Source organism: Alkalihalobacterium alkalinitrilicum (assembly GCF_002019605.1).
Lineage (GTDB): Bacteria > Bacillota > Bacilli > Bacillales > Bacillaceae_F > Alkalihalobacterium > Alkalihalobacterium alkalinitrilicum.
This window is the reverse complement of record NZ_KV917368.1, coordinates 4447070-4470755: the sequence shown is the minus strand read 5'-3', so window position 1 is coordinate 4470755 and position 23686 is coordinate 4447070. Positions and strand designations below refer to the sequence as shown.

29 protein-coding genes, 1 tRNA gene and 3 pseudogenes are annotated in these 23686 nt (G+C 36.7%); 13 read left to right on the top strand and 20 right to left on the bottom strand.

What is annotated here, in order from left to right; translation table 11 throughout:
- Nucleotides 1-123: 123 nt before the first annotated feature.
- The 3 genes and pseudogenes from BK574_RS27935 to BK574_RS21685 form a co-directional block, all read right to left on the bottom strand.
- The gene (locus BK574_RS27935; RefSeq protein ID WP_169917361.1) at nt 124-270 is read right to left on the bottom strand and encodes a hypothetical protein; all 147 of its coding nucleotides are present in this window, start codon (nt 268-270) and stop codon (nt 124-126) included.
- 127 nt (nt 271-397) lie between these two features.
- Entirely contained in the window at nt 398-1573 is a 1176-nt protein-coding gene (locus BK574_RS21690) for a MalY/PatB family protein (protein ID WP_078430068.1), read from the bottom strand.
- 328 nt (nt 1574-1901) lie between these two features.
- Nucleotides 1902-2319 (bottom strand): annotated as a pseudogene (locus BK574_RS21685) (IS200/IS605 family accessory protein TnpB-related protein); the annotation flags it as partial.
- Between the two features lie 315 nt (nt 2320-2634).
- Between BK574_RS21685 and BK574_RS21680 the strand changes: the two are divergent.
- A complete protein-coding gene (locus tag BK574_RS21680) occupies nt 2635-3981 on the top strand; it encodes an ATP-binding protein (protein WP_078430067.1) in 1347 nt (448 codons plus the stop codon).
- 1 nt (nt 3982) lies between these two features.
- Here BK574_RS21680 and BK574_RS21675 read toward each other — a convergent pair whose 3' ends face one another.
- From BK574_RS21675 to BK574_RS21665, 3 genes and pseudogenes are all read right to left on the bottom strand, one after another.
- Nucleotides 3983-4183 carry a hypothetical protein gene (locus tag BK574_RS21675; protein ID WP_075388354.1) on the bottom strand — a complete coding sequence of 67 codons (201 nt, stop codon included), beginning with the start codon at nt 4181-4183 and terminating at the stop codon, nt 3983-3985.
- A gap of 177 nt (nt 4184-4360) precedes the next feature.
- On the bottom strand, nt 4361-5320 hold the full coding sequence (locus tag BK574_RS21670) for a nucleoside hydrolase (RefSeq protein WP_078430066.1): 960 nt from the start codon (nt 5318-5320) through the stop codon (nt 4361-4363).
- Nucleotides 5321-5718: 398 nt separating this feature from the next.
- Nucleotides 5719-6833: pseudogene (locus BK574_RS21665) on the bottom strand (IS4 family transposase).
- Nucleotides 6834-6983: 150 nt separating this feature from the next.
- Between BK574_RS21665 and BK574_RS21660 the strand changes: the two are divergent.
- From BK574_RS21660 to BK574_RS21635, 6 genes are read left to right on the top strand one after another with little or no spacing between them, the layout of a single operon-like run.
- The gene (locus tag BK574_RS21660) at nt 6984-7859 is read left to right on the top strand and encodes an ABC transporter ATP-binding protein (protein WP_078430065.1); all 876 of its coding nucleotides are present in this window, start codon (nt 6984-6986) and stop codon (nt 7857-7859) included.
- Nucleotides 7856-8299 carry a hypothetical protein gene (locus tag BK574_RS21655; RefSeq protein WP_078430064.1) on the top strand — a complete coding sequence of 148 codons (444 nt, stop codon included), beginning with the start codon at nt 7856-7858 and terminating at the stop codon, nt 8297-8299. Before BK574_RS21660 ends, BK574_RS21655 begins: the two co-directional genes overlap by 4 nt.
- A complete protein-coding gene (locus BK574_RS21650; RefSeq protein ID WP_078430063.1) occupies nt 8209-8805 on the top strand; it encodes an ABC transporter permease in 597 nt (198 codons plus the stop codon). The genes BK574_RS21655 and BK574_RS21650 overlap by 91 nt, the downstream gene beginning before the upstream one ends.
- Before the next feature lie 21 nt (nt 8806-8826).
- Nucleotides 8827-9198, top strand: coding sequence for a GntR family transcriptional regulator (locus tag BK574_RS21645; protein WP_078430062.1), 372 nt, complete (start codon nt 8827-8829; stop codon nt 9196-9198).
- Nucleotides 9199-9203: 5 nt separating this feature from the next.
- Entirely contained in the window at nt 9204-9905 is a 702-nt protein-coding gene (locus tag BK574_RS21640) for an ABC transporter ATP-binding protein (protein WP_238458069.1), read from the top strand.
- Nucleotides 9902-10696 carry a hypothetical protein gene (locus tag BK574_RS21635; RefSeq protein WP_078430061.1) on the top strand — a complete coding sequence of 265 codons (795 nt, stop codon included), beginning with the start codon at nt 9902-9904 and terminating at the stop codon, nt 10694-10696. The genes BK574_RS21640 and BK574_RS21635 overlap by 4 nt, the downstream gene beginning before the upstream one ends.
- A 275-nt stretch (nt 10697-10971) precedes the next feature.
- Here the strand turns inward: BK574_RS21635 and BK574_RS21630 are convergent, their stop codons facing one another.
- From BK574_RS21630 to BK574_RS21620, 3 genes are all read right to left on the bottom strand, one after another.
- Nucleotides 10972-11370, bottom strand: a complete 399-nt coding sequence (locus tag BK574_RS21630) for a hypothetical protein (protein WP_075388348.1) — start codon at nt 11368-11370, stop codon at nt 10972-10974.
- 209 nt (nt 11371-11579) lie between these two features.
- Nucleotides 11580-11825, bottom strand: a complete 246-nt coding sequence (locus tag BK574_RS21625) for a YozQ family protein (RefSeq protein ID WP_075388347.1) — start codon at nt 11823-11825, stop codon at nt 11580-11582.
- Nucleotides 11826-11993: 168 nt separating this feature from the next.
- Complete coding sequence (locus BK574_RS21620; protein WP_075388346.1) at nt 11994-12092, bottom strand: YjcZ family sporulation protein; 99 nt, start codon at nt 12090-12092, stop codon at nt 11994-11996.
- 266 nt (nt 12093-12358) lie between these two features.
- On the opposite strand from BK574_RS21620, the gene BK574_RS21615 reads away from it, so the two are divergent.
- The gene (locus tag BK574_RS21615) at nt 12359-12841 is read left to right on the top strand and encodes a hypothetical protein (protein WP_180320597.1); all 483 of its coding nucleotides are present in this window, start codon (nt 12359-12361) and stop codon (nt 12839-12841) included.
- 65 nt (nt 12842-12906) lie between these two features.
- On the opposite strand, the gene BK574_RS27695 is transcribed toward BK574_RS21615, so the two are convergent.
- The 11 genes and pseudogenes from BK574_RS27695 to BK574_RS21565 all read right to left on the bottom strand — a co-directional run bounded on the left by BK574_RS27695 (nt 12907) and on the right by BK574_RS21565 (nt 20823).
- Nucleotides 12907-13068 carry a hypothetical protein gene (locus BK574_RS27695; protein ID WP_218970608.1) on the bottom strand — a complete coding sequence of 54 codons (162 nt, stop codon included), beginning with the start codon at nt 13066-13068 and terminating at the stop codon, nt 12907-12909.
- A 73-nt stretch (nt 13069-13141) separates the two neighbouring features.
- Nucleotides 13142-13495 carry a YrdB family protein gene (locus BK574_RS21610; protein ID WP_158211717.1) on the bottom strand — a complete coding sequence of 118 codons (354 nt, stop codon included), beginning with the start codon at nt 13493-13495 and terminating at the stop codon, nt 13142-13144.
- Nucleotides 13496-13499: 4 nt separating this feature from the next.
- Complete coding sequence (locus BK574_RS21605) at nt 13500-14081, bottom strand: TetR/AcrR family transcriptional regulator (protein ID WP_078430059.1); 582 nt, start codon at nt 14079-14081, stop codon at nt 13500-13502.
- A gap of 166 nt (nt 14082-14247) precedes the next feature.
- Entirely contained in the window at nt 14248-15186 is a 939-nt protein-coding gene (locus BK574_RS21600) for an RNA-guided endonuclease InsQ/TnpB family protein (protein WP_078430058.1), read from the bottom strand.
- Nucleotides 15183-15373: pseudogene (locus tag BK574_RS21595) on the bottom strand (IS607 family transposase); the annotation flags it as partial. The gene BK574_RS21600 and the pseudogene BK574_RS21595, both read right to left, overlap by 4 nt.
- Nucleotides 15374-15377: 4 nt before the next feature.
- Nucleotides 15378-16100 carry an MBL fold metallo-hydrolase gene (locus BK574_RS21590; RefSeq protein WP_078430057.1) on the bottom strand — a complete coding sequence of 241 codons (723 nt, stop codon included), beginning with the start codon at nt 16098-16100 and terminating at the stop codon, nt 15378-15380.
- Between the two features lie 129 nt (nt 16101-16229).
- Nucleotides 16230-17147: a sulfurtransferase gene (locus tag BK574_RS21585; RefSeq protein WP_218970607.1), complete on the bottom strand. Its 918-nt coding sequence runs from the start codon at nt 17145-17147 to the stop codon at nt 16230-16232.
- 211 nt (nt 17148-17358) lie between these two features.
- The gene (locus BK574_RS21580) at nt 17359-18456 is read right to left on the bottom strand and encodes an anti-sigma-I factor RsgI family protein (protein WP_158211716.1); all 1098 of its coding nucleotides are present in this window, start codon (nt 18454-18456) and stop codon (nt 17359-17361) included.
- Between the two features lie 2 nt (nt 18457-18458).
- Nucleotides 18459-19259 carry an RNA polymerase sigma-I factor gene (gene sigI / locus BK574_RS21575; protein WP_078430054.1) on the bottom strand — a complete coding sequence of 267 codons (801 nt, stop codon included), beginning with the start codon at nt 19257-19259 and terminating at the stop codon, nt 18459-18461.
- A gap of 87 nt (nt 19260-19346) precedes the next feature.
- Nucleotides 19347-20297: a hypothetical protein gene (locus BK574_RS21570; protein WP_078430053.1), complete on the bottom strand. Its 951-nt coding sequence runs from the start codon at nt 20295-20297 to the stop codon at nt 19347-19349.
- A gap of 25 nt (nt 20298-20322) precedes the next feature.
- Complete coding sequence (locus tag BK574_RS21565) at nt 20323-20823, bottom strand: hypothetical protein (RefSeq protein ID WP_078430052.1); 501 nt, start codon at nt 20821-20823, stop codon at nt 20323-20325.
- Nucleotides 20824-21238: 415 nt separating this feature from the next.
- Between BK574_RS21565 and BK574_RS27930 the strand changes: the two genes are divergently transcribed.
- From BK574_RS27930 to BK574_RS28560, 5 genes are all read left to right on the top strand, one after another.
- A complete protein-coding gene (locus tag BK574_RS27930) occupies nt 21239-21397 on the top strand; it encodes a hypothetical protein (RefSeq protein WP_169917360.1) in 159 nt (52 codons plus the stop codon).
- 46 nt (nt 21398-21443) lie between these two features.
- Nucleotides 21444-21519: transfer RNA gene (locus BK574_RS21560), tRNA-Ala, on the top strand.
- Between the two features lie 333 nt (nt 21520-21852).
- On the top strand, nt 21853-22287 hold the full coding sequence (locus BK574_RS21555; protein WP_078430051.1) for a CBO0543 family protein: 435 nt from the start codon (nt 21853-21855) through the stop codon (nt 22285-22287).
- Between the two features lie 37 nt (nt 22288-22324).
- A complete protein-coding gene (locus tag BK574_RS29325; RefSeq protein WP_078430050.1) occupies nt 22325-22858 on the top strand; it encodes a CBO0543 family protein in 534 nt (177 codons plus the stop codon).
- Nucleotides 22859-23400: 542 nt separating this feature from the next.
- Nucleotides 23401-23686 (top strand): transposase (locus BK574_RS28560; RefSeq protein ID WP_238458145.1); only part of this gene is annotated, 286 nt, incomplete at its 3' end.

Below are 23686 nucleotides of genomic sequence, written 5' to 3'. Positions count from 1 at the left end.
CGGTTTCAGCCCGATTGGTTTATTTATGAACTTTATTCATTTCAAAAATGCCCAAGTCCTTCTATATGGAACGTAAAAGAGACTGACTCCATAGGAAAGCGTCAGTCTCGACATTAATAATTATTAAGAACTTTTTAACGTACCGTATTTTTTTTCGAGTTGACGCTCTTTTACCCATGCGATAAATTCGAGCTCTTTCTTCGTCAATTTTCTGCCTAGTTTCATACTACATTCAGCAATTAACTCATTGTACAACTTATCAAAGGCCATAAATGATGACTCCTTTGTATTAGATTTCATTTTATCACCATATTGTAATATTAGACATCTTTTATAGGAATACCTGCTTTTTTCTGATTTTTTTAAATATTATTTTGAAACAGTTAAAAGCAAGAGGTTAAGTTAGTACATCATAGGCTTTTTTCAATCGGTTCAAACCCTCCAATACGGTTTCCCTCGAACAAGCTAAGTTCATGCGTTCGAATGGTTCTCCTTCTTTACCGAAAACGATTCCGTTGCTCAATGCAACTTTTGCCTGTTCGGTCAGCCATTGCTTCCGCTCTGAAGATGTCATTCCTAAATCTGTGCAATCCAACCATAAAAGATATGTACCTTCAGGGTGTACCACTTTAATCTTTGGCATATGCTCCTCGATAAATGATTGGACGAACCTCACATTATCTTCTACATAGGAAATCAATTCGTCTAGCCATTTTTCACCTTCGTTATAGGCTGCTTCCATCGCAACTGTGCCAACAGAATTGAACATATTCATAAATTCTTGACTTAAATGTTTTTGAAATTCCCGTCTCAATGTTGAATTAAAGATAACAGCGTAAGACGTTTGTAGTCCAGCTAGATTAAAGGTTTTACTAGGAGCCATACATGTGATTGTACGATTTCTCATTTCTTCTGATATTGAAGCAGTTGGCAAGTGCTTCAATCCATTAAAAACAATATCACAATGAATTTCATCGGACACTATTAATAAATCGTGTTCGATACAGATTTGAGCTAACTCATGTAATTCTTGCTCTGTCCACACTCTACCTACAGGATTATGAGGACTACATAATATTAGTATTTTCGTCTGCTTATCGATGACTGATTTCAAGTGCTCTAAATCCATTTTATATCTATCCCCATCGTAAACAAGGGGATTTTCGACTAACTTTCGGTCATGGTTTGTAACCACTTTAAAGAAAGGGTAATAAACAGGTGGTTGAATAATGACTTTTTCACCAGGTTCCGTAAAAAGTTTAATGATTTGTGATAATGTAGGTACAACTCCTGATGTATACACTAGATGTTTGGGTTCTACATCCCAGTCAAACCTTCTTTTCAACCACGATTGGACAGCCTTATCGACTGAACTTGAGCGGACAGGATAGCCGTAAATTCCTCTACTTACTTCCTGTTGAACCGCTTCGATGACTTCGGATGGTGCTGGAAAGTCCATATCAGCTACCCACATCGGCCATAAATTTTCACCGTTATACAACTGATCTACTCCATCCCATTTCATTGAATTTGTTCCTCTTCGATTGACCTTCTGATCAAAGCGTGAAGTCATATCAATACCCCCTTTTTTAAAATAAATAAATCATTCGTCAACGTACCCCCACTAAGAACCTTGTGGTTCCTATTTCAGTGGGGGCTTGGGTTTGCTATTCAGGTCTCTTCGTTAAGACGATTTGGCGCTCTGAATAGTAAGTGCTGTTACACACTCCCCAAACACTGTTTTTGGTCGGTACTGGCGACGAACTATCGTTTTCCCACTTGCACACCACCCTTCCGAAAAAGAGCAGTTCTTCCTTGCGGAAGAAACCACCACTCAGATTACTCTGGCGTGCGCTACAAGCCCCGACAAGTCGAGTACACATGGATGGTTGACGCACCCACTAAACTATGCGCGAAGCAACAGTTTTACGTTTTTGTACTTCCGATTTGATTGGAGTTTTTACTTTGAGTTTTTCATCAACTCTACGACTTCTGATTTACGCAAAATATTCAATACGCCGTTGATGTCACCGTGGATACATGGTCTAGTTTTACTTTGATACAGACCACAATGTATACGTTTACCACTGATGAGTAGTTCGTCTTATCGTCCTTCGACCAAACAGGGATAGTGTCTCTATCTAAGAAACTAGCTTTTGATGTTTAGCTTTCTTCTTGTTTTTTGAAACGAATGCCTTCTTTCAGGCATTTGTTTTCGATGGCAGAAATCAGTTTATGAAATGGAACTTGAACAAATTGTTGATTGTTCTTTTTGCCCATATCGGACTCTTGTTTCCAACCAGCCTTATAACCAGCAAGTCAATAGATTAATTTAATATTGATTATATCATTAAACAAAATAATAGGCGAACATTAGTTCTCTTAAAGGGTTAGAAAAATTATTTAAAAACAATCAATGAAATTCAACCTATCAGCTGACGGCAATTCATCTCCACCTGAATTGTTGGGCTAACGCCCTTAACACAAATCAGATGGAGTCTTCTTGCCTAAAAAGATAAAACACAAAAAATATATGGAAAACCTATCCTATAGAAGGTTAAAATAAGGTAGGATAGCCTCCTAAAAAAAATACAGGATTTATATCTATCGCCCTATGAAAATGGAGGGATCTTTTTGTTACCTGATTTGTATTCAGCAATTAGTGCTTTTTTTCTTAATTTCACTATTATTTTACTAGCTATTTCCTTATTCCAAGCTTTTTACATTGATAAGATCCATCACGTTTATGAAAAAAGAAATATGATCATTCTAAGTATTATTTCTTCAACCACTTCCGTTCTCTGTATGACTTTTCCAGTATCTGATTTTATTCATGGATATATATTTGATTTACGCTTTGTTCCTTTTTTACTTGCCTCTATTTACGGTGGTCCTATTCCAGCTACTGCTACAACGGTCAGCATGATTTCATACCGTTACTTTTTGGGAGGCGAAGGTTTTTTTATAACACTCATCGTCCAGACGATTATTTTTTTAGGCTTTCTTTTTATTTATCGCAAAATAAAGAAATACACTTATCGTTTGATCTTAAATTTATCAATAATTTTTACATTTTGCCTTGGTTTCTTAATATTTACTGTAGGAATCGTTGTTTTTACTGCTTTCCAAACCGAGTTCGTTATCCTCACTTATGCGAAATTTGTTATTATTCAAATCGTCATTCATTTAATCGTTTTTTTCATCACCATTAAATTAATCGATGGACTATTATATAGAGTCCGTAAACGAAATTATTTAAGGCAAACAGACCGACTCCAAGCAGTAACCGATTTAACGGCATCGGTTGCCCATGAGATTAGAAACCCTTTAACATCTGCAAAAGGCTTTCTCCAATTACTTATCAGGGAGAAAGGCTTAACAACTAAAGAAAAGCAGTACGCTGAATTAGTAGATCGTGAAATTCTATTAGTTGAAAAGATCGTTGATGAGTACATTGAAATAGCACATCCAAGTAAAGTCCATCTTTCAGCAACCCAACTAGATGATCTTTTAAACCAAGTTTGCAACGAACTATCTACTAACTGTAAATTAAATAACGTAAGCATAAACGTTTCGATTAAGAAAAATGGTGAATTGCTTACAGATGTAGAAAAACTTAAACAAACGCTACGTAATATTATAATTAACGGTATTGAAGCCATGCCAAATGGTGGGACTATTTCGATTATCGCCAAAATATCAAAAAAATATGTAACAATTGAAGTGAGTGACGAAGGCATTGGCATGTCTGAGCTCGAATTAGATCGTATCGGTACACCATTTTATTCTTTAAAAGAAAAAGGAACTGGTCTAGGGCTCATGCTTCGTTTCCAACTTATGGCATTATTAGGTGGCCGTATCGAGGTCTCAAGTATGAAAGGATCGGGATCGACATTCACTGTATACCTACCGAAACAAACGAAACACCCATCTTTCTCTCAAAGTAATTTAGCTCAAAAATTAACAGAAGGACAGAATTAAATTAACTCTGTCCTTCTTGTTGTGCTACGTATTCGTATGAAACATTTCCACCTTTATCTGCGCTTCCTATAAAGGCTTCTCGATCGCTTTGTTGAACCCATTGAGCACGAAAAACCATAAAGTTTTCTTTAGAAACTACAACCTTTTGCTGAGCCCCACTTCTAAGCTGTTCAAATAACTCATTAGCTTGCTGTTCATTCATTAAACTATCACCCTAACACTTTCTGCCTTTATACTTATCATACCTCATGTATTTAAAAATTAAAAAGAGATTTCTTTTATAAAGTAAAACTTCCATCAATTAAGTTTTTCCTCTACCCCACTGATGGTTAATTAAGGCCCACACGATGCGGGTATTTAGTCTGTGTTCATTTAGTTGTTACTGCCAGTTGTTGCGGGATAAAGGGTTCGTCATTGTATCGTAAAAGTCATTAATAAACATTTGATAGTTTAGTTCCAACCCTATTCTGTGCAACACAGTTGTTGGTTCTGCTACCCATCCTGGACGAAAATCAGCTACACTTTGACCTCTTGTTTCATTTAGAATTTCAACAGTTACCGTACGTGTAACATACTGTAATAAGTCGTTATTGACTAGGGCACTCAAAGTAACGACATCATGCAGTGGAGCTCCAGTAATACCTGGAACTAACTCTCGATAAGCATCTGCGTAAAATTCAAAGATAGGCTCGATTAAAGGTGTAAAGGGATTATAAGAAAATCGAGTAATCATTCCAATTATTTCGGATGTGATAATTGACTGATTGGTAACGTTTAAAGGAACGACCGTAACATTTCTTGCTTTGGCTAACACTAAATTTGCTGCGATTGGATCACCATGGAAATTTGCTTCAGCTACTGGGGTAACATTACCTGGTACTAAAAAAGCTCCCCCCATAATAAAGAATTCTTCGACGTTTTTCATCTTTTCTTCACCAAGAATAAAAGCGATAGCTAACGAAGTCGCTCTTCCTACTTCAACAATAGTAAGAGCTCCTTGATGTTCATCAATAATTTCAAAAACTCGATCAAAGTTTAATAATTCACCAACAAGCGTCTCTGGTGGACTGATCGGACCTAATCCTTCTGGACCATGAATTTCAGGATAATAAACGGTAATCTCTCCAGAAAGAGGACCTTTAGCTCCACCGATCAATGGAATGTCCTCTCTTCCTGCTAGTTGAAGTAAGTATGCCGCATTGTTCGTCGCTTGTTCTTGTTTGACATTTCCATAACTTGAAACAATCCCTACTACCTCTATCCTTGGATTCAGCAAGGCATACATAATCGCTAATGAATCATCCACACCTGGATCGCAAAAAAGGAGAATTTTCTTCAAGTTAAACTCCTCCCATCAACTCTCAGTACTATCATACATATTCAAGTCGGATCAAAATTAAACTAAGGAGATTTAATTTGAGGTTAAAATAGATAAATCCACTGAAAAATCCATTTTTTTCTATTTACAATCTCTTTACTCCTAGTGTACTATTTAACTAATACACTAGAAGTAAGAAATACGAGGTGAATATTATGAACCAACAACCTGTACTTTCCGTACAACAAATATCAAAAGTCACTAGTGTTGCATAAAACTGCATTCTATAAGTTAGAATATTCTGTATTTTGCACTTCGTGGCAAATGAGCTAAAAAGACAACACCAAGCGAAAGGTGGTACTGTCCATTTGGTAAAATTATACATTTAGTTCTTAAGTGACGGTCAGCTAGTAAAGTTCTTACGGAATTCCTTTGGGACTAATATAACTGAACCATACATGGACTGGACGCCATAAAGTTCTCTTCAACCATCGAGTGATCTGTAAAAGTGTTTGCTTACTTTTGGTTTCAAGTTGATAAGTACATTAAGGCAGTACGTAATAAGCCCTAAAAATAGTTGATTGTGAACTGCTTCTTCACTATAGCCGAAAAAAGTTTTGATTTTTACATGTTGTTTTAACCACTTGAAAAAGAGCTCAATTGCCCATCTTGAACGGTATAGATCTCCAATTTCTTCAGCTGTTAAATCGAAGCGATTGGTAATCAAGCGTAGTAATTGTCCTTTTGAATCAACGGTTTCAATAATACGAAACATATTTTCACATCGCTTTTGTGTTGTGCCGATATAGGCCATTTTGTCTGAAGTTACTGGGCTACCTTCTGGAATGTTAAACGTTTCAACCTCTCGAATAACTGCGTTTTTCTTTAGTCTGGATAGGAAAAAGATACCATCATCTGTATAACGATCAAATCGTTCATAATCAACATACCCGCGGTCAAACACGTACATGGCGTCTTTATCATCAACGAGTATTTCAAGTTGGTTTCGGTCGTGTTCCGAAGCATCTGTGATAATGGCTTTTTCTGGGTATTCCAATTCCTGATCCACGTAAACTAACCTAAGGTGAAGTTTCACGCCAGCTTTAGTCTTTCGAAATTTGGCCCACTGACAACGAGTAAGATTGAGTGGCATCGTACTAGAGTCAATGATTTTAATCGGTCGGATGGCTTTTCGTTTCTCTGTCTTGAGGTGAATCAAACGTACAAGTTCAAGAAAGATAGTTGATAAAAACTCAGGGTCTATCGCTCTATTCTTACGAGAAAGCTGAGAGACACTGATTGATTTAAATCCAAGTTCTTTCTGTAACTTCTCATCAGCCAGTGCTGTATTAAGATCATGGAGACTTTCCATTTGATTTAAGTGAGCATAAAGAAAAAGCTTAGTAAAAGAGAGTGTTTTTAGCTTCTTTGTGTACTTATCAAGTTGATACTTTTCAAATTGTTCATCAAAAAGTTTTATATTTATGGGCGCAACCCATTTACCAAATGAAGATAATTGTGTATTCTTGTCCATAGCTGATATCCTTTACTTTTGGATTTGGACAGGAACCACCTGTACTTCCATTGTAAAGGATTTTTTTGTATCCAAATCAATAAATAATTGAAGATTTATAGTATTTTAAATATTCTGTTTCTTTTAATGCAACACTAGTGATCAAAAGTAATAAAAAAGAAAAAGATAATCGACGATGTTTCTTTTGATGTATATCCTGGAGAAGTATTTGGTTTTTTAGGACCTAATGGGGCGGGAAAAACGACGACCATCCGAATGATTGTCGGTCTGATCTCTATTACAGCTGGCGATATTTACATCAAAGGAAGTCATATTACAAAAAATTTTGAACAAGCCATTTCCCATACTGGGGCTATCGTTGAAAATCCTGAAATGTATAGTTACTTAAGTGGTATTGGAAATTTGCGCCAATATGCTCGAATGGTGGACGGAGTTAGCGAAGAGAGAATTAGTGAAGTCGTTGAATTAGTCGGTTTAAAAGACCGAATTAAAGAAAAGGTCAAAACTTATTCTCTCGGGATGCGTCAAAGACTAGGGATTGCACAAGCACTTCTTCACTCGCCGTCCCTTCTAATCTTAGATGAACCAACGAATGGACTCGATCCAGCTGGAATCAGAGAAATCAGGGATTATTTACGACGCTTAGCTCATGAAGATGGATTAGCCATTCTCGTTTCCAGTCATTTACTTTCGGAGATGGAACTGATGTGTGATCGAATTGGAATTATTCAAAACGGAAAAATGATCGACATAAAAACGATTAGTGACTTTGTGAACGACGATGCACAAGTGTACCATTTTCATGCTATGCCAGTAGAGAAAGCTATAAATGTAATAAAAACAAAATTTCCGCAGCTCGAAAGTAAAATAGATAACGAAACGGTTCACGTTATCGCTGCCCATGAAGACATACCGTCTGTTACTCGTGAACTTGTTCATAATGACATCGAAATTTATTTAATCGAAAGAAAAGCGACAACTTTAGAAGAAAAATTCTTGCAAGTGACTGGAGGCAAGACCATATGAACAAAATATTGAGAATGATTCATAATGAAAATATTAAAATATATTCTCGTACTAGTACGTGGGTTATGATGGGGTTATTACTTGTAATGATTTTAGGGGTCGGAATGGTAACGAAGTTTTTAATGCCTATGGAAGAAACGACAGACTGGAGAAGTGCAACAACTGCTGAGAACGAGCACTTCAACCAGCTTTTAAACGATCCAACGGTGTCCGAAAACCAGAAGCAATACTTCCATGAAGTAATGACTATGAATGAATACCGATTAGTAAATGATATTGCTCCCATCTATGAACAATCGGTTTGGGGCTTTACGCAAAATAGTGCTGCACTCGTTAGTATCATTACCTTATTTACAATTGTTATCGCTGCCTCATCTGTGCTGGAGAATTTTCTTCAGGGACTATCAAACTTTTACTCATTCGACCTGTCCATCGGTTGAAAATATTACGGTCCAAATACGTTTCGGCGTTTTGTTATACATTATTTTTTCTTTTGACTTTATTCATTGTGTCCTTTATTTTAGGTGGCTTATTCTTTGGATTTTCTGACTTAAGTTCAGTTCAACTTTCTTACCACGATGGGACCATCAAAGAAACTCCGCTGTTCTTACACATTCTTTTTATTTACGCATTAAACAGTGTAGAATTATTGATGATGGTGACATTTGCCTTTATGATTGCAAGTGTTTTCCGGAACCAATCGTTAGCGGTTGGATTATCAATATTTTTAATGTTCACTGGCACACAGCTCGTTTTCGCTTTAAGTCAGTACGATTGGATAAAATATATTTTATTTGCTCATACACATTTACAACAATACTTTACGGGGCAACCATTGATTGAAGGTATGACACTCGGATTTTCTATTATGATGCTTGTCATTTATTTTATTAGCTTTCATGCAATTTCATCGTATCTGTTTATAAAAAGAGATGTAAATGCTTAATTTACTTAAGGGAGTTGGGTTATGTCTCAAGATTTTGACAATACAAAACCAATCTATTATCAACTTATGCATCGTTTTTTTCATAAAATTTGTAGCGGCCACATCCGAGCAGGAGAAAAGCTTCCTTCGGTGAGGGAAACCGCAGTCGAAGCAGGTGTCAATCCAAATACTGTTCAAAGGACTTATATGGAGATGGAACGAATGGGTGTAGTTGAATCCAAGCGTGGTCAAGGCACATTTGTAGTGAATGACGCTCAAGTCATTGAACAGCTGAGACAACAACTAGCTGAAGAACAAATGAACACATTTATCGAAGAAATGGAAAGTATCGGCTTTACTCCACGTGAAATTTTAGAAAAACTACAAACAAAAATTACTGAGAAAGGAGAATAGCTAAGTTGAGTACACCTATCCTTACTATTGAAAATGTAATGAAACAGTACGGAACGAAAAAAGCACTAGACAACCTTACCCTCTCTGTTGATCACCCTGGAATTATAGGCTTAATCGGCGCAAACGGAAGTGGTAAATCAACGCTATTAAAACTTATTGCTGGACTTCTAAAACCTACAACTGGAACCGTCCACCTGTTAGGAGAAACGGTTTCAAGGCAAACAACCAAACAGTGTGCCTATTTATCTGAGGACGATGATTTATTTCCATTTTATACGGTTAAAGAAACGATCCTTTTTTATGAAAAAGTGTTTCCTGACTTTGAAAGATCTAAATCTGAAGCGATCTTATCCGATATTCATGTAGAGCAAAACCAAAAAGTAGGTCATCTATCAAAGGGTAATCGGGCCCGTGTAAAAATTGCCCTTTCGCTCGGGCGAAATGTTCCTTGTTTACTGTTAGATGAGCCTCTTTCAGGACTTGATCCCATTGTAAGAGAAGATATTATTAAAGCATTTGCAAAATATGCAGACCTTGAGAAACAACTGATTATTTTATCGACCCATGAAGTGGAAGAGATTGAACCTCTATTAGATAAAGTTTTGTTCATTAAAAATGGCTCGATCGTTTACTTTAACGATGTGGAGCAACTCCGTGAAGAACGCCAACAAAGCGTGATTGATTTTATGAGGGAGGTGTTAAAGTGAGCTGGTTTGCCCTATATCAGAAAGATTTACGAGCCAATCAAACGCGATTACTCGTCAATATTAGCCTATTAATCATTTTTTACCTTTCTTTGTTCTTTATTATGTTCCGTTATAATAGTGAGCTCGCTTTAATGAGCATTGTACCACTCTTAATGCTTCATATCATCTATATGTTTATTGGGATGTTTGACTCCTTATCAAAAGAATGGCGTCATCATCATGTGAACCTTTGGCTAACAATTCCACAGAGTGGTTGGTCCCTTATTACCGCTAAATTTTCAGCCGTAGCTACTCACTTTCTTATTTCACTAGCGGCTTCATTTCTTGGTTTTTATCTACTCATTTACGTTTTTCAAAGTGATATACATGAAATATTCTTCATGATTTTATCGATTTTTCATACATTTTGGTATGTTCCCATTCTCATGTTAATTCTTGCCTCACTTCAACTAGGGGCTTTTGCGACCGTCTTATACCTTATCTCCAAAACAGTATATAAAGGAGGCTGGCTCCTTGCCATTGCCATTGGTTTAGGCACTCATTATGTATGGAACTTATTTAAAAGTACTAGTATTTACCGCTTGATAACGGAGTGGGGAGTACTCATTACCCCTGCAGACATCCAACTAGCACTCGACCAACTGTTGCTAGCCCAAGCTGAAGCAGATGTTTCACTAGATATGGAGGGGGCATTCTACCTTGGGTATCTCGTTTCAGATATGGTTGTCATTTTTGTACTATTACTAATTGCAGGTTGGTTAATAGACCGATTTGTGCAGTTGTATAAATGACATGAAAATATATCGCAATATGATAAAACACTAGGAATGTCAAATCCCTAGTGTTTTGGCTATATTCGTTTTTTCCTCTTTTAATTATCATGAAACGGACAGATATTCCTTTATCTTTATAATACATCTTAATCCCTGTCAATACCCATGCTTAATAAGAATGAACTGTAAACAAAACACTAGTAAAAACCCTCAAAACCTTATAATTACGTTTAATTAACGTTTATTTAACTTTTTTATCAAAAGAGCGATGTTCCTAGAACACCCCTCCCCCATTACATCACTTTAAATTTAACGAGCCCTTCTAACGTGCTGTCTTGGGTTAAATCTTGTAATTGTACCGCTTCTTCGCTCAATGGTGTGGACAGGACCCGAAACTCATAAAGTCCTTCTTCTAAACCAACTTCGGTAAATGAATTGACGTGCATATCATTAGATGCCTGTTTTTCCCCTTGTTCAACTCTTACCTTCCTTAGTAATTTTTGTTTGCCGTCACCAGAAATGAGGAGCAAATGTAAATCACGTTCAATTTTATCTAATGCTGAAATAAACATTACAAGACTAAAAGTAACCCCGTTTTCTCCCTTTTTAAAATGGTTATGTATCCCATTAAGTGATCCAGTATTTTTATCAGCCTCGTGACAAAGAACGAGGTTAATATTTAATTTACTCATCATTACACCTCTTCAATTCTTAGAATATCCTTTAAATATACACAACATTAGCATAGTTTTGAAGCGCTTAATGCAAATGTTAGAAAATACAGTTGATTACCAAGAATACTTAGTTGAATGAGTTTTGTCTACTTCTAAAGCAGAACCTAAACTATAAAAAAGCTATCTCAATAGAGCTTGTCCGACTCTAATGAAATAGCCACTATGAATTATTCGTTATCAAAATCCTCCATTTCCTTAAACCCTTCTTCAGCTTTACCTAAGTCAGTGTTATTTCGCGTTTCCTCAATTTGTCCATCAATCGTACCTTCTACATAAGCGTCACTTACTTGTTCATGAACAAAAGCGAGTCCTTTTTCCGTTTCGTTGGTACTTTTGTAATCTGATGGTTGGTATGAATTTTCTGCCACTTCTTTACTTTGCTGTAACGATGCTTGCTCATTGTTTTTATCCATTACAAAGCCCTCCCTTCGTTATTTATAGTTTGCCATTAGTGAAAAATAATATTTATTACCCACTCGAAAGTAAAAAAAGAAGATAACCTAATGTAAAAGTGTCTGTGTTTCTCGTCGAATACGATAAACACAGACACTTATGAGTTATCTTCTTCTGGTTGCTATTGATTAATAACCGTAGCCAGTATATGAAGCTCCTATGATAATAAGAAGGATAAATAATACGACTAATAACGCAAATCCGCCTGTGTGTCCGTAACCAGACATTGAGATCACTCCTTTAGGTATTTTTAAAGCCTACAACCATACTGTATGCTCATCAATTCAATCTGTTTGGGCTTCAGCAAAGAAAATAAAAAAATTCTCTCAATCGATGTTGAAAATTCCAGTGCCTTCTTTTACTAATTCCATAGCGTGAAACTGCCAGTTGTTGCGGAATAAAAAATTAACCTTCTTAAAGTTTTAAAAAGAATGAACGAATGCCTACTAAGTGAATATGATATGGGTGAAAACATTAAGGAGGCTATTAAATAATGCAACATACTCATATGAACGGCCATATGGCACAACAACCAACTGGACATATGTATAATGGAACAGGACACATGGTACAACCAACAGGGCAGACCCCAGTTACGGCTGGACATCAAGACCATAACAAATATATGCATGATTCTTGCATGAACCTTCACCTTCACTTTGTACAACTACAAACGGTAGACGGACAAACGCATGATGGCATTATTGAACAAGTCGATCATGAGGGAGTTACAATGCTTCTACCAATGGGAGATATGGAAGATTATCCACAAGATCATTCACGCCAATTCGGTGTAGGTGTTGCTGGTTTAGGTGGTGGATTTGGCCCTGGTTATGGATATGGTCCTGGTTATGGCTACGGACCTGGTTACGGATACGGTCATGGCTTCGGCTACCCTAGACGTTTCCGCAGATTTAGACGTCGCCGCTTCCCATTCTTCGGTTTAAGTAGTTTATTATTTCCATTTTTCTACTAAGAAAGAAGACCATATAATCAAACAAAAAAGGTTACAGCTATTTAGCTGTAACCTCTTATTCATCCTTACTTTTTGCTTTTCTTCGTATTTTTAGGTTGTTGACTTTCAGCTTGAATTTCAGGTTGTATAGGGGGACCAAATAAAATCAGATCCCACGGATCATACATTTCTGTCTCTTGCTTCGGTACGTTCGCATCCGTTCCTTTTTGTTTTTTCTTCTCTTCCACCATTTACCCTCCTCAAAGATTAATCAGTCTCATCATATTCTCAACTGAGTAAATGGTTTGGGCTTTTATTTTTTTATTTGGTGACTAAGCAGGGTAATGTAGGGAAACTCAAAAGGCGATTTACTATAATAACACTAGCAAACAAGATGGCAAGTAACGGTTTTCCAGAAACGTACAATCCAACTACTGCTATTCCGAAAATACCTAACTCGAGCAACATTCGGTAACCACCATTTAGAGGAAATGGGGCCTTAGGAGAGCCGAAGATACCCCAAATGACCATGACTATTAAAGTGAAACTTACCGATAATGTTATTTTAGAAAAAAATCCACTGCCCATTTTCCAACCAAGAAAGGCAATAACGCAAAGGGCACAAATCTCTAATAAAAATCGGGCTCCTAAGTTTACAATTTGTAGAGTATACATGGCTTCACCTCTTATTTTCATCTTCCTCCATATCCAATCCTCTAATAAACGAATCAATAATAAAGTTTAAACTTACATCCACGTCTAACGGAAGGCCAAATCCACCTTGTTGTTCTATTGCTGAAAAGCCATGAAGTATGCTTCGTAGCCCACGAACGGCATGAAGAGCTTCATCTTTTTTTAAAGGATAAACAGAAAGGGCATCGACAACGAGATCAACGATTTTACTTCCTGCCAATTGAACATCTGGATCATTCATGTCAGGTGCTTGAAACGTTGCTTCGTACAACCCAGGGTGTAAGCGAACAAAATGAACATAGGCCAAAGCCAGGGTACGAACAGCGAGATCGCCCTTATCATGAGTATCTGCTTCAACAAGACTTTGGTACAGTTTCTTTAATCCATGAATAGCAAGTTCCTTCTTTAATTCGTCTAATCCTTCGATATGGTTATAAAGAGATGGTGGACGGATATTTAGCTGTTTAGCTAAAGAAGATAATGTGACCGAATCAACACCATTATTATCCGCCATTTCTACGGCTGTTTTTATGATCGTTTCTGTATCTAATCCTACTCTAGGTGACATGCTTTTTACTACTACTAAAAACGTATACAACCATATACATTAAGACAATTCCTGCTTTTGCGAACCCGATTTCACCCTACTGTTGGAGTAGTTAGCTACTTTCGTTGGTATAGCTCTCCACAGGCGTAAATTCCGAGGTAGCCCCCCGTACATATATACAAACTCTTTAGGTGAGTATTGTATATTCCTTCGCTTGTACCAAATTGAGTGAAGCGTTTTTATCCCGATCTGTCCTATGACCACAGGAACATGTAAACACTCGGTCTTTTAAGCGTAAATCTTTCTTGACCTGACCACATTGGCTACATGTCTTACTGGAAGGATAGAACCGACCCACTTGTCGTAACTCAATCCCATTTTCACGACATTTCGCTTCAAGCCACTTGGTAAACTCGTAAAAGCATTGCTTGGCAATGGCTTTCGATAAGTGTTTGTTTTTCATCATACCTTTGATGTTCAAGTACTCAATCGTGATAAAAGATAGCTTGGTTTTGACCACCTGATTAACGACTGATTTGACGTACTCTTGACGAATCTTTGCCAGGCGTTGATGAAATCGTTGCACTCGAAGGAGATTTTTCTGTAGGTTGGTACGTTTCGTAGCAGGTTCACCACCTTTCGTTTTTGTCTCTTTGTAAAAAAACTCATACTTTCGAGAAAGAGAACGTTGTTCTCTTCTTAATTTCTTCTCTAGCTTACGAACATGTACGGTCTTGTTGATGTTAGGAAATGTAGCATCGTTACTACAAACGGCAAACGTCTTGATACCTAAGTCAATGCCAACACCTTCTTGTGTGAGTTGTTCTTCTTTAGTAGAAACTTCTACCTCACAAAGTACCGATACATAATAACGTCCTGCTTTACTTCCTACCTGTTTAATCCACTTAAATCCTTCTTGTTTCGATAAATCATTATTTACATACTTATCGAAGTCCATCCCACTCACATAACCATACTCTAACTTCCCTTGTTTGTACTGCTCGTAATGGTCACGGTTGTAGGCAAGAAAACGGTTGTACAAGAATCGGCACACACCAATCGTTTGATGAATTTTCGTTTGTTGCTCGTCCGTAAGACGGATTTCGGTTTTAAATGCCTTTTTCATAACGAATCATCCTCTTTAATTTTTTTCTTATATTTACGAAGTCCGTAAATACGGCAAGAAAAGACATGAATGATCGCTATTAAATCTTGAATCAATTCCTCTTGTGGAGATAACTCTTCTTGATTAACGAAAATATTTCAGCACCAAACTTTTTAGCCAGTGTTTGAAACCAATCAAATCCAAAACGTTGATTACAGTTTATTACTCCTTTCCTCGGCTCGTTCTGATTCAACGAGTGCACGTTTCATTTCTTCTACTGGATTCCTTATCATTTCACCATGACCTACAGCTAGTAATGAAGATTGATATTCCAATAGTTTTTGTGCACTTTGAAGCGCAGCTTGTTTATTCCATGTGGCTAATGAAGGAAATGGAAAGCTTAACTTGAGCTGATTCACTACGGTTACACCTGTTCGTGTTTGATAAGCATCTCCAGCTATAAGTGCATGATCCCTTGTATCGAGGAACGCCATATGACCTGGCGTATGACCTGGTGTCGAAATAGCAAGAAGAGAACCAATTTGGTCTCCTTCTGAAACGAGGATATTGGCACGTGTTTTTAATTTTTTCGGGACCCCTCCTCGAATTGGTGTTTGTGGTTCGTGTTGATCGAGACTCTTATCTCCTGCCATTAAGCGGATTTCTCGTTTTGAAATATAGATCGGCACATGAGGGAGTTGTTGTGTCAATGAATCTAAGGCACCTACATGATCATCGTGAGCGTGTGTCAACACGATACGCGCTATGGGCTTCCCTAGATTTTGAGCAGCTTTGAGAATAGCCTTGTCACTATAAGGCAATGCCGCATCCACTAAGGTCAGACCATCGTCTTCTTCTACAAAATAACAATTTACAGGAAAAAAATGCGGCATAAACGACAATTGATAAATCGATCCTTCTCGTTTTATTCTCAATTTCATCTCTCCTCACATAAAACTAATACCATTAGTTTTCATTATAACTAATGGTATTAGTTTTACAAGAACTTTTTTCCAATTCCAAAAAAATAAGCACTCCAACTTATGGAGTACCTTAAAAAACTGTTATTCAGGGATAACAATTGGTGTATCAGGATCATTTCCCCACTCGGCCCATGACCCTTCGTAGACTTGAAGGTGTTCAAACCCTAAGAGCCGTAACGTAAAGTAGGTGTGCGATGAGCGAAGCGCTGATTGACAATAAATAATTATCTTCTTATCCTCGGTAACACCGACTTCCTTAAACTGATTTTCAAGTTGTTCTAGCGATTTAAAATAAGGTACTTCCGTTTGTTCCAATGCTTTCTTCCATTCGAGGTTTACAGCGGTAGGTATATGGCCGCCTCTTTTCGCTCGTCGATCTTCGCCTCTATATTCTTCAGGAGAGCGAACATCGAGAAGAACATAATTTTCTTTTCCAATCGCTTCTTTAACAAACGTTTTATCGACTAATAAATTTTTAGTTGGACGAGCTTTAAAGTTGCCCTTCTTGTTTTCAACCCGTTCTTGAGATAAAGATTTCTCATGTTCTTTCCATGCCTTCAATCCACCATCTAACAGTCGTACATCTCTGTGTCCATAGTATTCTAATGCAAAAAATAACCGTGCCGCATGCGGGCTACTTCCATCGTCATAAATAACGACTGTTTGATCGTCACGTACGCCAAGCTTCTTCATGTCTTTTTCAAATGGTCTTTGGGAAAGAAGATATTCTGCAATTGGATGATCGCGATCGATAAGTTTTGTATACGGATAATGGACAGCATTTGGAATATGACCTTCTTCATAGCCCTCTTTTCGCGTATCAATTATCTTTACGACATTTTTATTTTTATCTAGCCATTCCGTATTCACTAAAATGCCTTCTGCCATGTGCAATTCACTTACTTTTTCATTCGCACTTGTTAATTGCGTCCCTATTCCAGTAAAGTAAGCTACTAGAATAAAACAGCTAACAACTAATATTCGAAAGTACTTTTTCAACATAGTCCCTCCAGCTCATATATTCTCGAGTTATTATGCTCAAAAATGTAAAAATCAGCCAAGGTTTGTTCAATAAAGCTAATTAGACTGAGCTTTAGATACTTTCTAACGGAGATGTTATAAGCTTAAAACGACAACACACCCCAATTGTTAGATATGTCTAACAATTGGGGTGCGGTTCAATATAGGTCCTTTTTGCATTTCCGATGTTTTAGCCGCCTCTTTGGTGAGGTGGATTCGGTTGATTACTATTTTTATTTTGTTGTTGCCCTGGTGGACTAGGACGGTCTTCACGTTTTTGTTGGCCTGGTGGAGTTTGGGGACGATTGTTTTCTTTCTTCTCTTTACCTTGATTGGCTGGAGTCTGATTGCTTTTCCCACGATCCGCAGGCGGCTTGCCTTGATTTCCTGGTTGGTTACCGCGATTTTCCTTACCTTGATTTTGTTTTTGTTGTGGTTCTTTTTTTACAGGTGGTTCTTTTTTCTTGTTTTCTTTTTCTTGCTGTCGTTCTTCTATCTTTTTCGACCCTCGGTTTGATGATTGCGACTCTTCTTCGGCGCGCTCTTTTTTCGGTTGTTTTTCCATTCTTTTTAATTCTGAAATCGTTTTTCCTTTAATTTCCTTCTCGCTTTGGACGATGCCCTGCTTTTCTAACTGCTTATACTCTTTATAATAATTGACAGAAAGATTCGATTGTTTCGCTTCATCGTAAACTTCGACTTCATCTAATGTTACCGAAACAGGCACAACCGCTTGATTTTTATTTAGTGACGAGTCAATCACATCCTTTAAATCGACAACCAAATCATCTGAAGCCTCTTGTAATGGGATGACTGAGGTGACAACGATCGGCTCTACATGCTTTTCGATATATCCTGCTTCTACTGTCTTTTCAATGATCTCATCAATCACCGTATACAAGCTCTCCTCCCAGTGAAGTGATTCCACTATTTTAATGCCTTCATCATTTAATCCTTCGGCACGCATAACATGTAAATCCCGATCCGTAGCGATTTCAATACTAGGATTAATATCAAGTGAAATGATATACACTTCTTCATGCTCTTCAGTAAAAGGGAATATAAAAGAAGTGACGAGTATAATAAATAACGCAGCCGCAATCGAAGCAAATCTGAAAATAGGGATCTTTCTTCGCTGTTTTTCTTTCTTTTCAATATGGGTAAACGGTTGCCCAATGAGTGGTACCTCTCCGGCCTGGCGTGAAATATTTTTAAACCTGCCGTCATTGGTTAACAAAACGATATGTTCGTCTGTTACTTTTACAACAGTTCCTGTGATCGTCTCCATCTTTATTCCCCCCCTTTTTCTGAAGTGCCTTTTATATATTCGGATAAGTGAACCCATTGACGATTAAGATTAAGTAAAATGAGTGCAATCAAGTATTTTCGGTGACGCTCAAGTGTTTTTCGTTTATATCCTGCTTTTTTAGAAAACGGACCAACTGGCAGTTGCTTTTTTTGAAGCAGACGTTCGACCAATTCTTCATCGTTTGTAAAAGTAGCTGCTATTTCAAACAAGGATAATCTTGTGTCTTCATGTTTAGGTGAATAATCCTCAAGCTCTTCAAATGAAATATTAAATTCATTTAATTTTCGATCTAACTCTAGGATCTCCTCTACTAAGTCATATGATTGCGTCATTTCTTCATACTGTTCCATCGCTTGATCAATTTCATAATTCATTGTAATCTCTTCGTTATCATTTATAGTTAATGACAGATGAGTTTCTTTTTGTTCTTTTCGATAAAAATCAATTAAGTCTCTTTTAATAAGTAAGTAAACATAATTCTTAAAAGAACGTCCTCCTTCTGAAGAAAACGTATCAATCGCTCGATTAAAAGCGATTAACGCTATACTCGACTCTTCATCGCTCCACGTCATGAACTTCTTACAGAAGTGTCCTGTGACGTTAATAATGTATGGTTTGTAATGAAGAATTAATTGCTCCCGTGCAATTTCATTCCCCGTCTTTGCTTGAGCAATGACTGCTTCTAATTTGAAATTCTCCATTATCCTTACACCTACTCCATGTAACCGTTGCTTTGTATGTCGATAAGCATACGCTAAAATCGCCAATGGGTAAAGCGTCATAGAAAAAGACTGACTCCACCTTGTCTTCTCCTCTCATTTGGAGGTATCAGACATGATTCATGCGAGTCAGCCAATCTCCCTTATCTATTATGGTCTTCCTGGATTACCGTTTCCATTGCCATTGCCATTGCCTTTTCCATTTCCGTTTCCTGGCCCTTTTTGTTGAGCCTTTTCTTTGGCTTCCTGACCACGACTTTTTCCTTGTTCTTTTGCTTCATGACCACGTTTTTGACCTTGTTCCGCTTTTTGTTTTGCTTTTTCTCTTGCTTGTTCCGCACGTTCTTGACCCTTTTGAGCAATTTCATTTTTTTCTTTTTGCTCTTTTGCCTCTTTTTTAGCTGCTTCAGTTACTTCTTCTTCGGCAACTTCATCAACAAGCTCTTCTTCACTTGTTTTTCTATTTTCTTTTTCTACTTTTCGCTGTTCTTTTCGCTCTTTTGCTCTTTGGCGGTTTGCATCAGCTTTTTTCTGATTTTCTAGTGCTTTTGCAACTCCTGCTTTTGCTTGATCTGGGAGATCTTCACGTTCTAATAAAGCTAGTAAGTTCACCCCACGCATGGACGTTTTTTCAGTAACTTCTTCTGCGATGTCACTTAATAATTCTTCCTCTATATCGAGACCCTCTTCTTGAATGATTTCTCCTGTTACCTGTTGCTCGTTCTCAATTAACTGATTAATGTATTCTAAATCCTGATTATATTTTTCAAATAGAATTGCAGCTTGTTCGAATTGTCCTTGTTGGAGAAGTTGATCTAGTTGTATATTCGTATTCGCTACAAACTCAATTAATAATGTTAATCTCTCTTTCTCGCTATCTGTTAGGTTAACTAACGTAGATTGAAAGACATCAACAAACCCTAATAACTCAAAGTCAGCTTCTCCTATACTATTATCTTCTTCAATAAAATTATCTTTCTCATTGTATACCGTTAAATCACTCGTACTTATGACTTCTTCTACTATTACAGTTTCTTCTGCGTGTACGGCTCCTGCGATTAAAAAGGATCCTGCGATAAGACTACAAACTACCTTTTTCATCAAAACTCTCCCTTTCTCTAAAAACCTAGTTGTAAAGTTTAATATTTTCTTTAAATTGTTCCATTTCTTCATAGTAGCTTTCAAAATCTTCAGATGGTGACATAAACGTAAGAATTAACGTCTTTCCATGATCATGCTCTATGAACAAATCTGAGCGAATGCTTTCTTTTTGATTCGTCTGTATTGAATAGTACGTATCCGTTTCATTTAGGACGGTAATTAAACCATCATTAAGCTGAAGTTCTTGTTTGATTTGTTCCATTGTTTTTTCACTAGGAACGATGGATACGATTGCTTTTAATGTTTCATATTGAAACGTTGCATTTAAGTTTTCTGTATACACTTCTTGTTCTAGTGTCCAATCACTTGTTTCATAGATTTTTATTCCGACATCTATATTTTCAAAAAGGAGTTGTTCACTTTTTTCGTCTGTTTGTTCTGAAATCGTTGACGAAGCTGAAGAACACCCCGTTAATATCATGATTCCAGCCAATAAACAAAACAATGTTTTTTTCCTTTTAATCATGAGGCACCTCATTACTATGTACATATTTTCTTACGAAAGCTGCTTTCCTATAGCTATACGGCAGAACCTCTAATTTTGAGGGGGTCAGAAAAGATTTTTTCTTCCATTTAGGAGATCACTAAAGATTTGCTAGACTTAGTGAAATGACTCAAGGGTCGCAAGAAGGCGTTAGTATATTAAGACATTAAGTGAAATTTCCATCAGTGAGGGTTTTCCCCTTCCTTCACTTTTCCTTCTATTAGTTCTCGAAGTCTTGAAGTGGGGGTATTATTGCCAGTTTATGCAGGAAAAAAATCCTAAAATTTTAGCATCGAAAAAAGATAAAGATAGTATTGCCGATATCTCTATCTCCATCCAAGTGTATTTTATCTCCACTTTCTGTTAAAATATTGATAGCTGTTAGGAGGTTGAGTATATGTTTGACGCATTTCTTTTTGGCATTGCAATTTGTTTTGGCTGGATCATATTTGATTTTGTAAAGCATAAGAAGTTTTCTAAAGAAAATATATTAAGTGCATTTATGGTTGGGATTATCGGTGGTGGTACTTGGTATCTCATTGAGTTGATTTTTTAGTTGAAATTTAGCGTAAGACTAGCTATAATATTTTTATCCACTTTACGGGGCATTAGCTCAGCTGGGAGAGCGCTACGCTGGCAGCGTAGAGGTCAGGGGTTCGAGCCCCCTATGCTCCACCATACATAAACGTTGATACAACAGGGTGTCTTCACTTCGAAGGAACCCTGTTTTTCTGTTGTCTTTGGTCGTGGTCACCATATGGTCACAGGGAAGTATTTGTAAGGAAATTGTTATTCAACTATCAATCATAATGTATAAGCATCATCGTTTCTTTTATGTGTAGTAGACTCATACTGTGCAATTATTATATTCATTTTTAGGTGACTTTGTGAAATAATGAACTTAACTAACCAAGCAGTAGTATTCAATTGATATATATACATAATTTCTAGATATTAGTAAAGAATATCTATTACAGAGGTGAGGTTTTATTAAGAAGGAGTTAAGTTGCTATGTTCTATGCAACAATTATTGTGGGAGTTCTTTTACTAGTTAATTGGTTTATACCCAAACATTTAAAACGTCGAGATATGGTTATCATTTGGATTAGTCTGTCTTACCTTGAAATCGTCGTTGATTTTTATCTTGGGTATGTCTTGGAACTATATAAATTTGCTGGTGAGCCTGTTGTAAGTCCAGAAGCGTTTACGACGAAATTATTTATGTCCCCTTTATTTACGATTCCTTTCCTAAATTTTATGCCAAAAAGTTTTTCTCGTTTTATTCCCTATTGGCTACTTTGGGCGGCTTTTTCTACCTTTTTTGAATGGACAACAGTATATTTCGGATATTTAACCTATACGGGCTGGAAACTGTGGTATTCAGCTATATTTTATGTCCTTATTTTTCCGTTAGTCAGGAGGTTCTACTATTACATCAAACATTAGAAAATACAAATGCTTGTATTTTTTTGGAGGGACTACCGTGGAGTTTTTAAGATATATCACAATAACTATTACTTTTATAACAATATTTGTAGCATGGCGTTTTAGCGATTGGAGGAATTGGAGGAATTACTACTCGACCATACTTTTTACAATTGCCTTGAACTTGGCTGTTACGCTCCTAACATATAATAATTCATTGTGGTATTTCCATGAGACATTATTTCTTCCTAATCATGTGCTTACTGATTTATGGATGAAGTTTGTCTATTTCCCTGCGTTGATTTTAATTTACCTCTCACATTACCCTTTCAAGAAACGTTTAATTAAGCAGGCAGGTTATATATTAATATGGACATTATTGTGGGGAGTAGTAGAAGGATTCTATGTGCTTGTGGAATTAACTACCCACCATAATGGTTGGAACATGTGGTGGTCAGCACTCATTTGGGTTCTTATGTTCGTTTTTATACGACTTCATCTTACTAGACCGCAGTTAACATGGTTTCTATGTTTTATAATTACTGTTTTTATGATTGGACTCTTCAATATTCCAATTACTGAATTGAAGTAAAGTAAGTTGATTTTCTTCAGTTTTTTTAAAATAATGGCTTTTGCGCTATTTAAGGTAACGAGGTAATATGGTTGCAACAAATACAAATTAAGTGTGATAAATAAACATTTCAGTATTACGCAAACGGGAATCGTTTGATCAGGAAGAAGCTACTGATGTCAGCTGCTTTTCACTTTGCTATCGGAGCATTGCTCAATAACCAAAACATGAAATTCATATTAATTAGTAAAACTAACATTGTATGTTAAGGCGATATATTTACATCATTTAAATTACTGTATTCTTTATTGAGATTGTTTAAGAGATCAAGATTAAATCACAATACTTGGAGAATTTTGTTTATGGTTACAATAGGACCTGAATTATTCATAGAAAATCATTAATTGGCCATTAATGCCTATCTAATAAGTTTTTTGTTAAATAGTTTTTCACTTGAAAAATGAAAAAAGAACCCATTTCTGATAAGGTTAAAATGCGACTAATAACCACCAGAAAGTATAATGGCTACTTTACCGCAATTAACACTAGATTTCAATCGTTAAATTAAATTATCTAATGACGGAGGAGAACTCTCGTCCGATACTGGCGAATTCCTTTTTAGAGAATTCGATGAAAAGGTAGGTTTTTCTTCTACATTGGCACAGTTTTTAAACCTGAAAGACAACAGACGTTACTACGTTCATTCGAATGAAAACTTACTTCGTCAAAAGATTTATCAAATCATTGCGGGTTATACCGAAGATGATGCAGCGGATCAATTGACGAAAGATCCTGTATTTACTCGAATCATCGGTACTGATGCGCTAGCTTCGCAGCCTGCCTATCTCG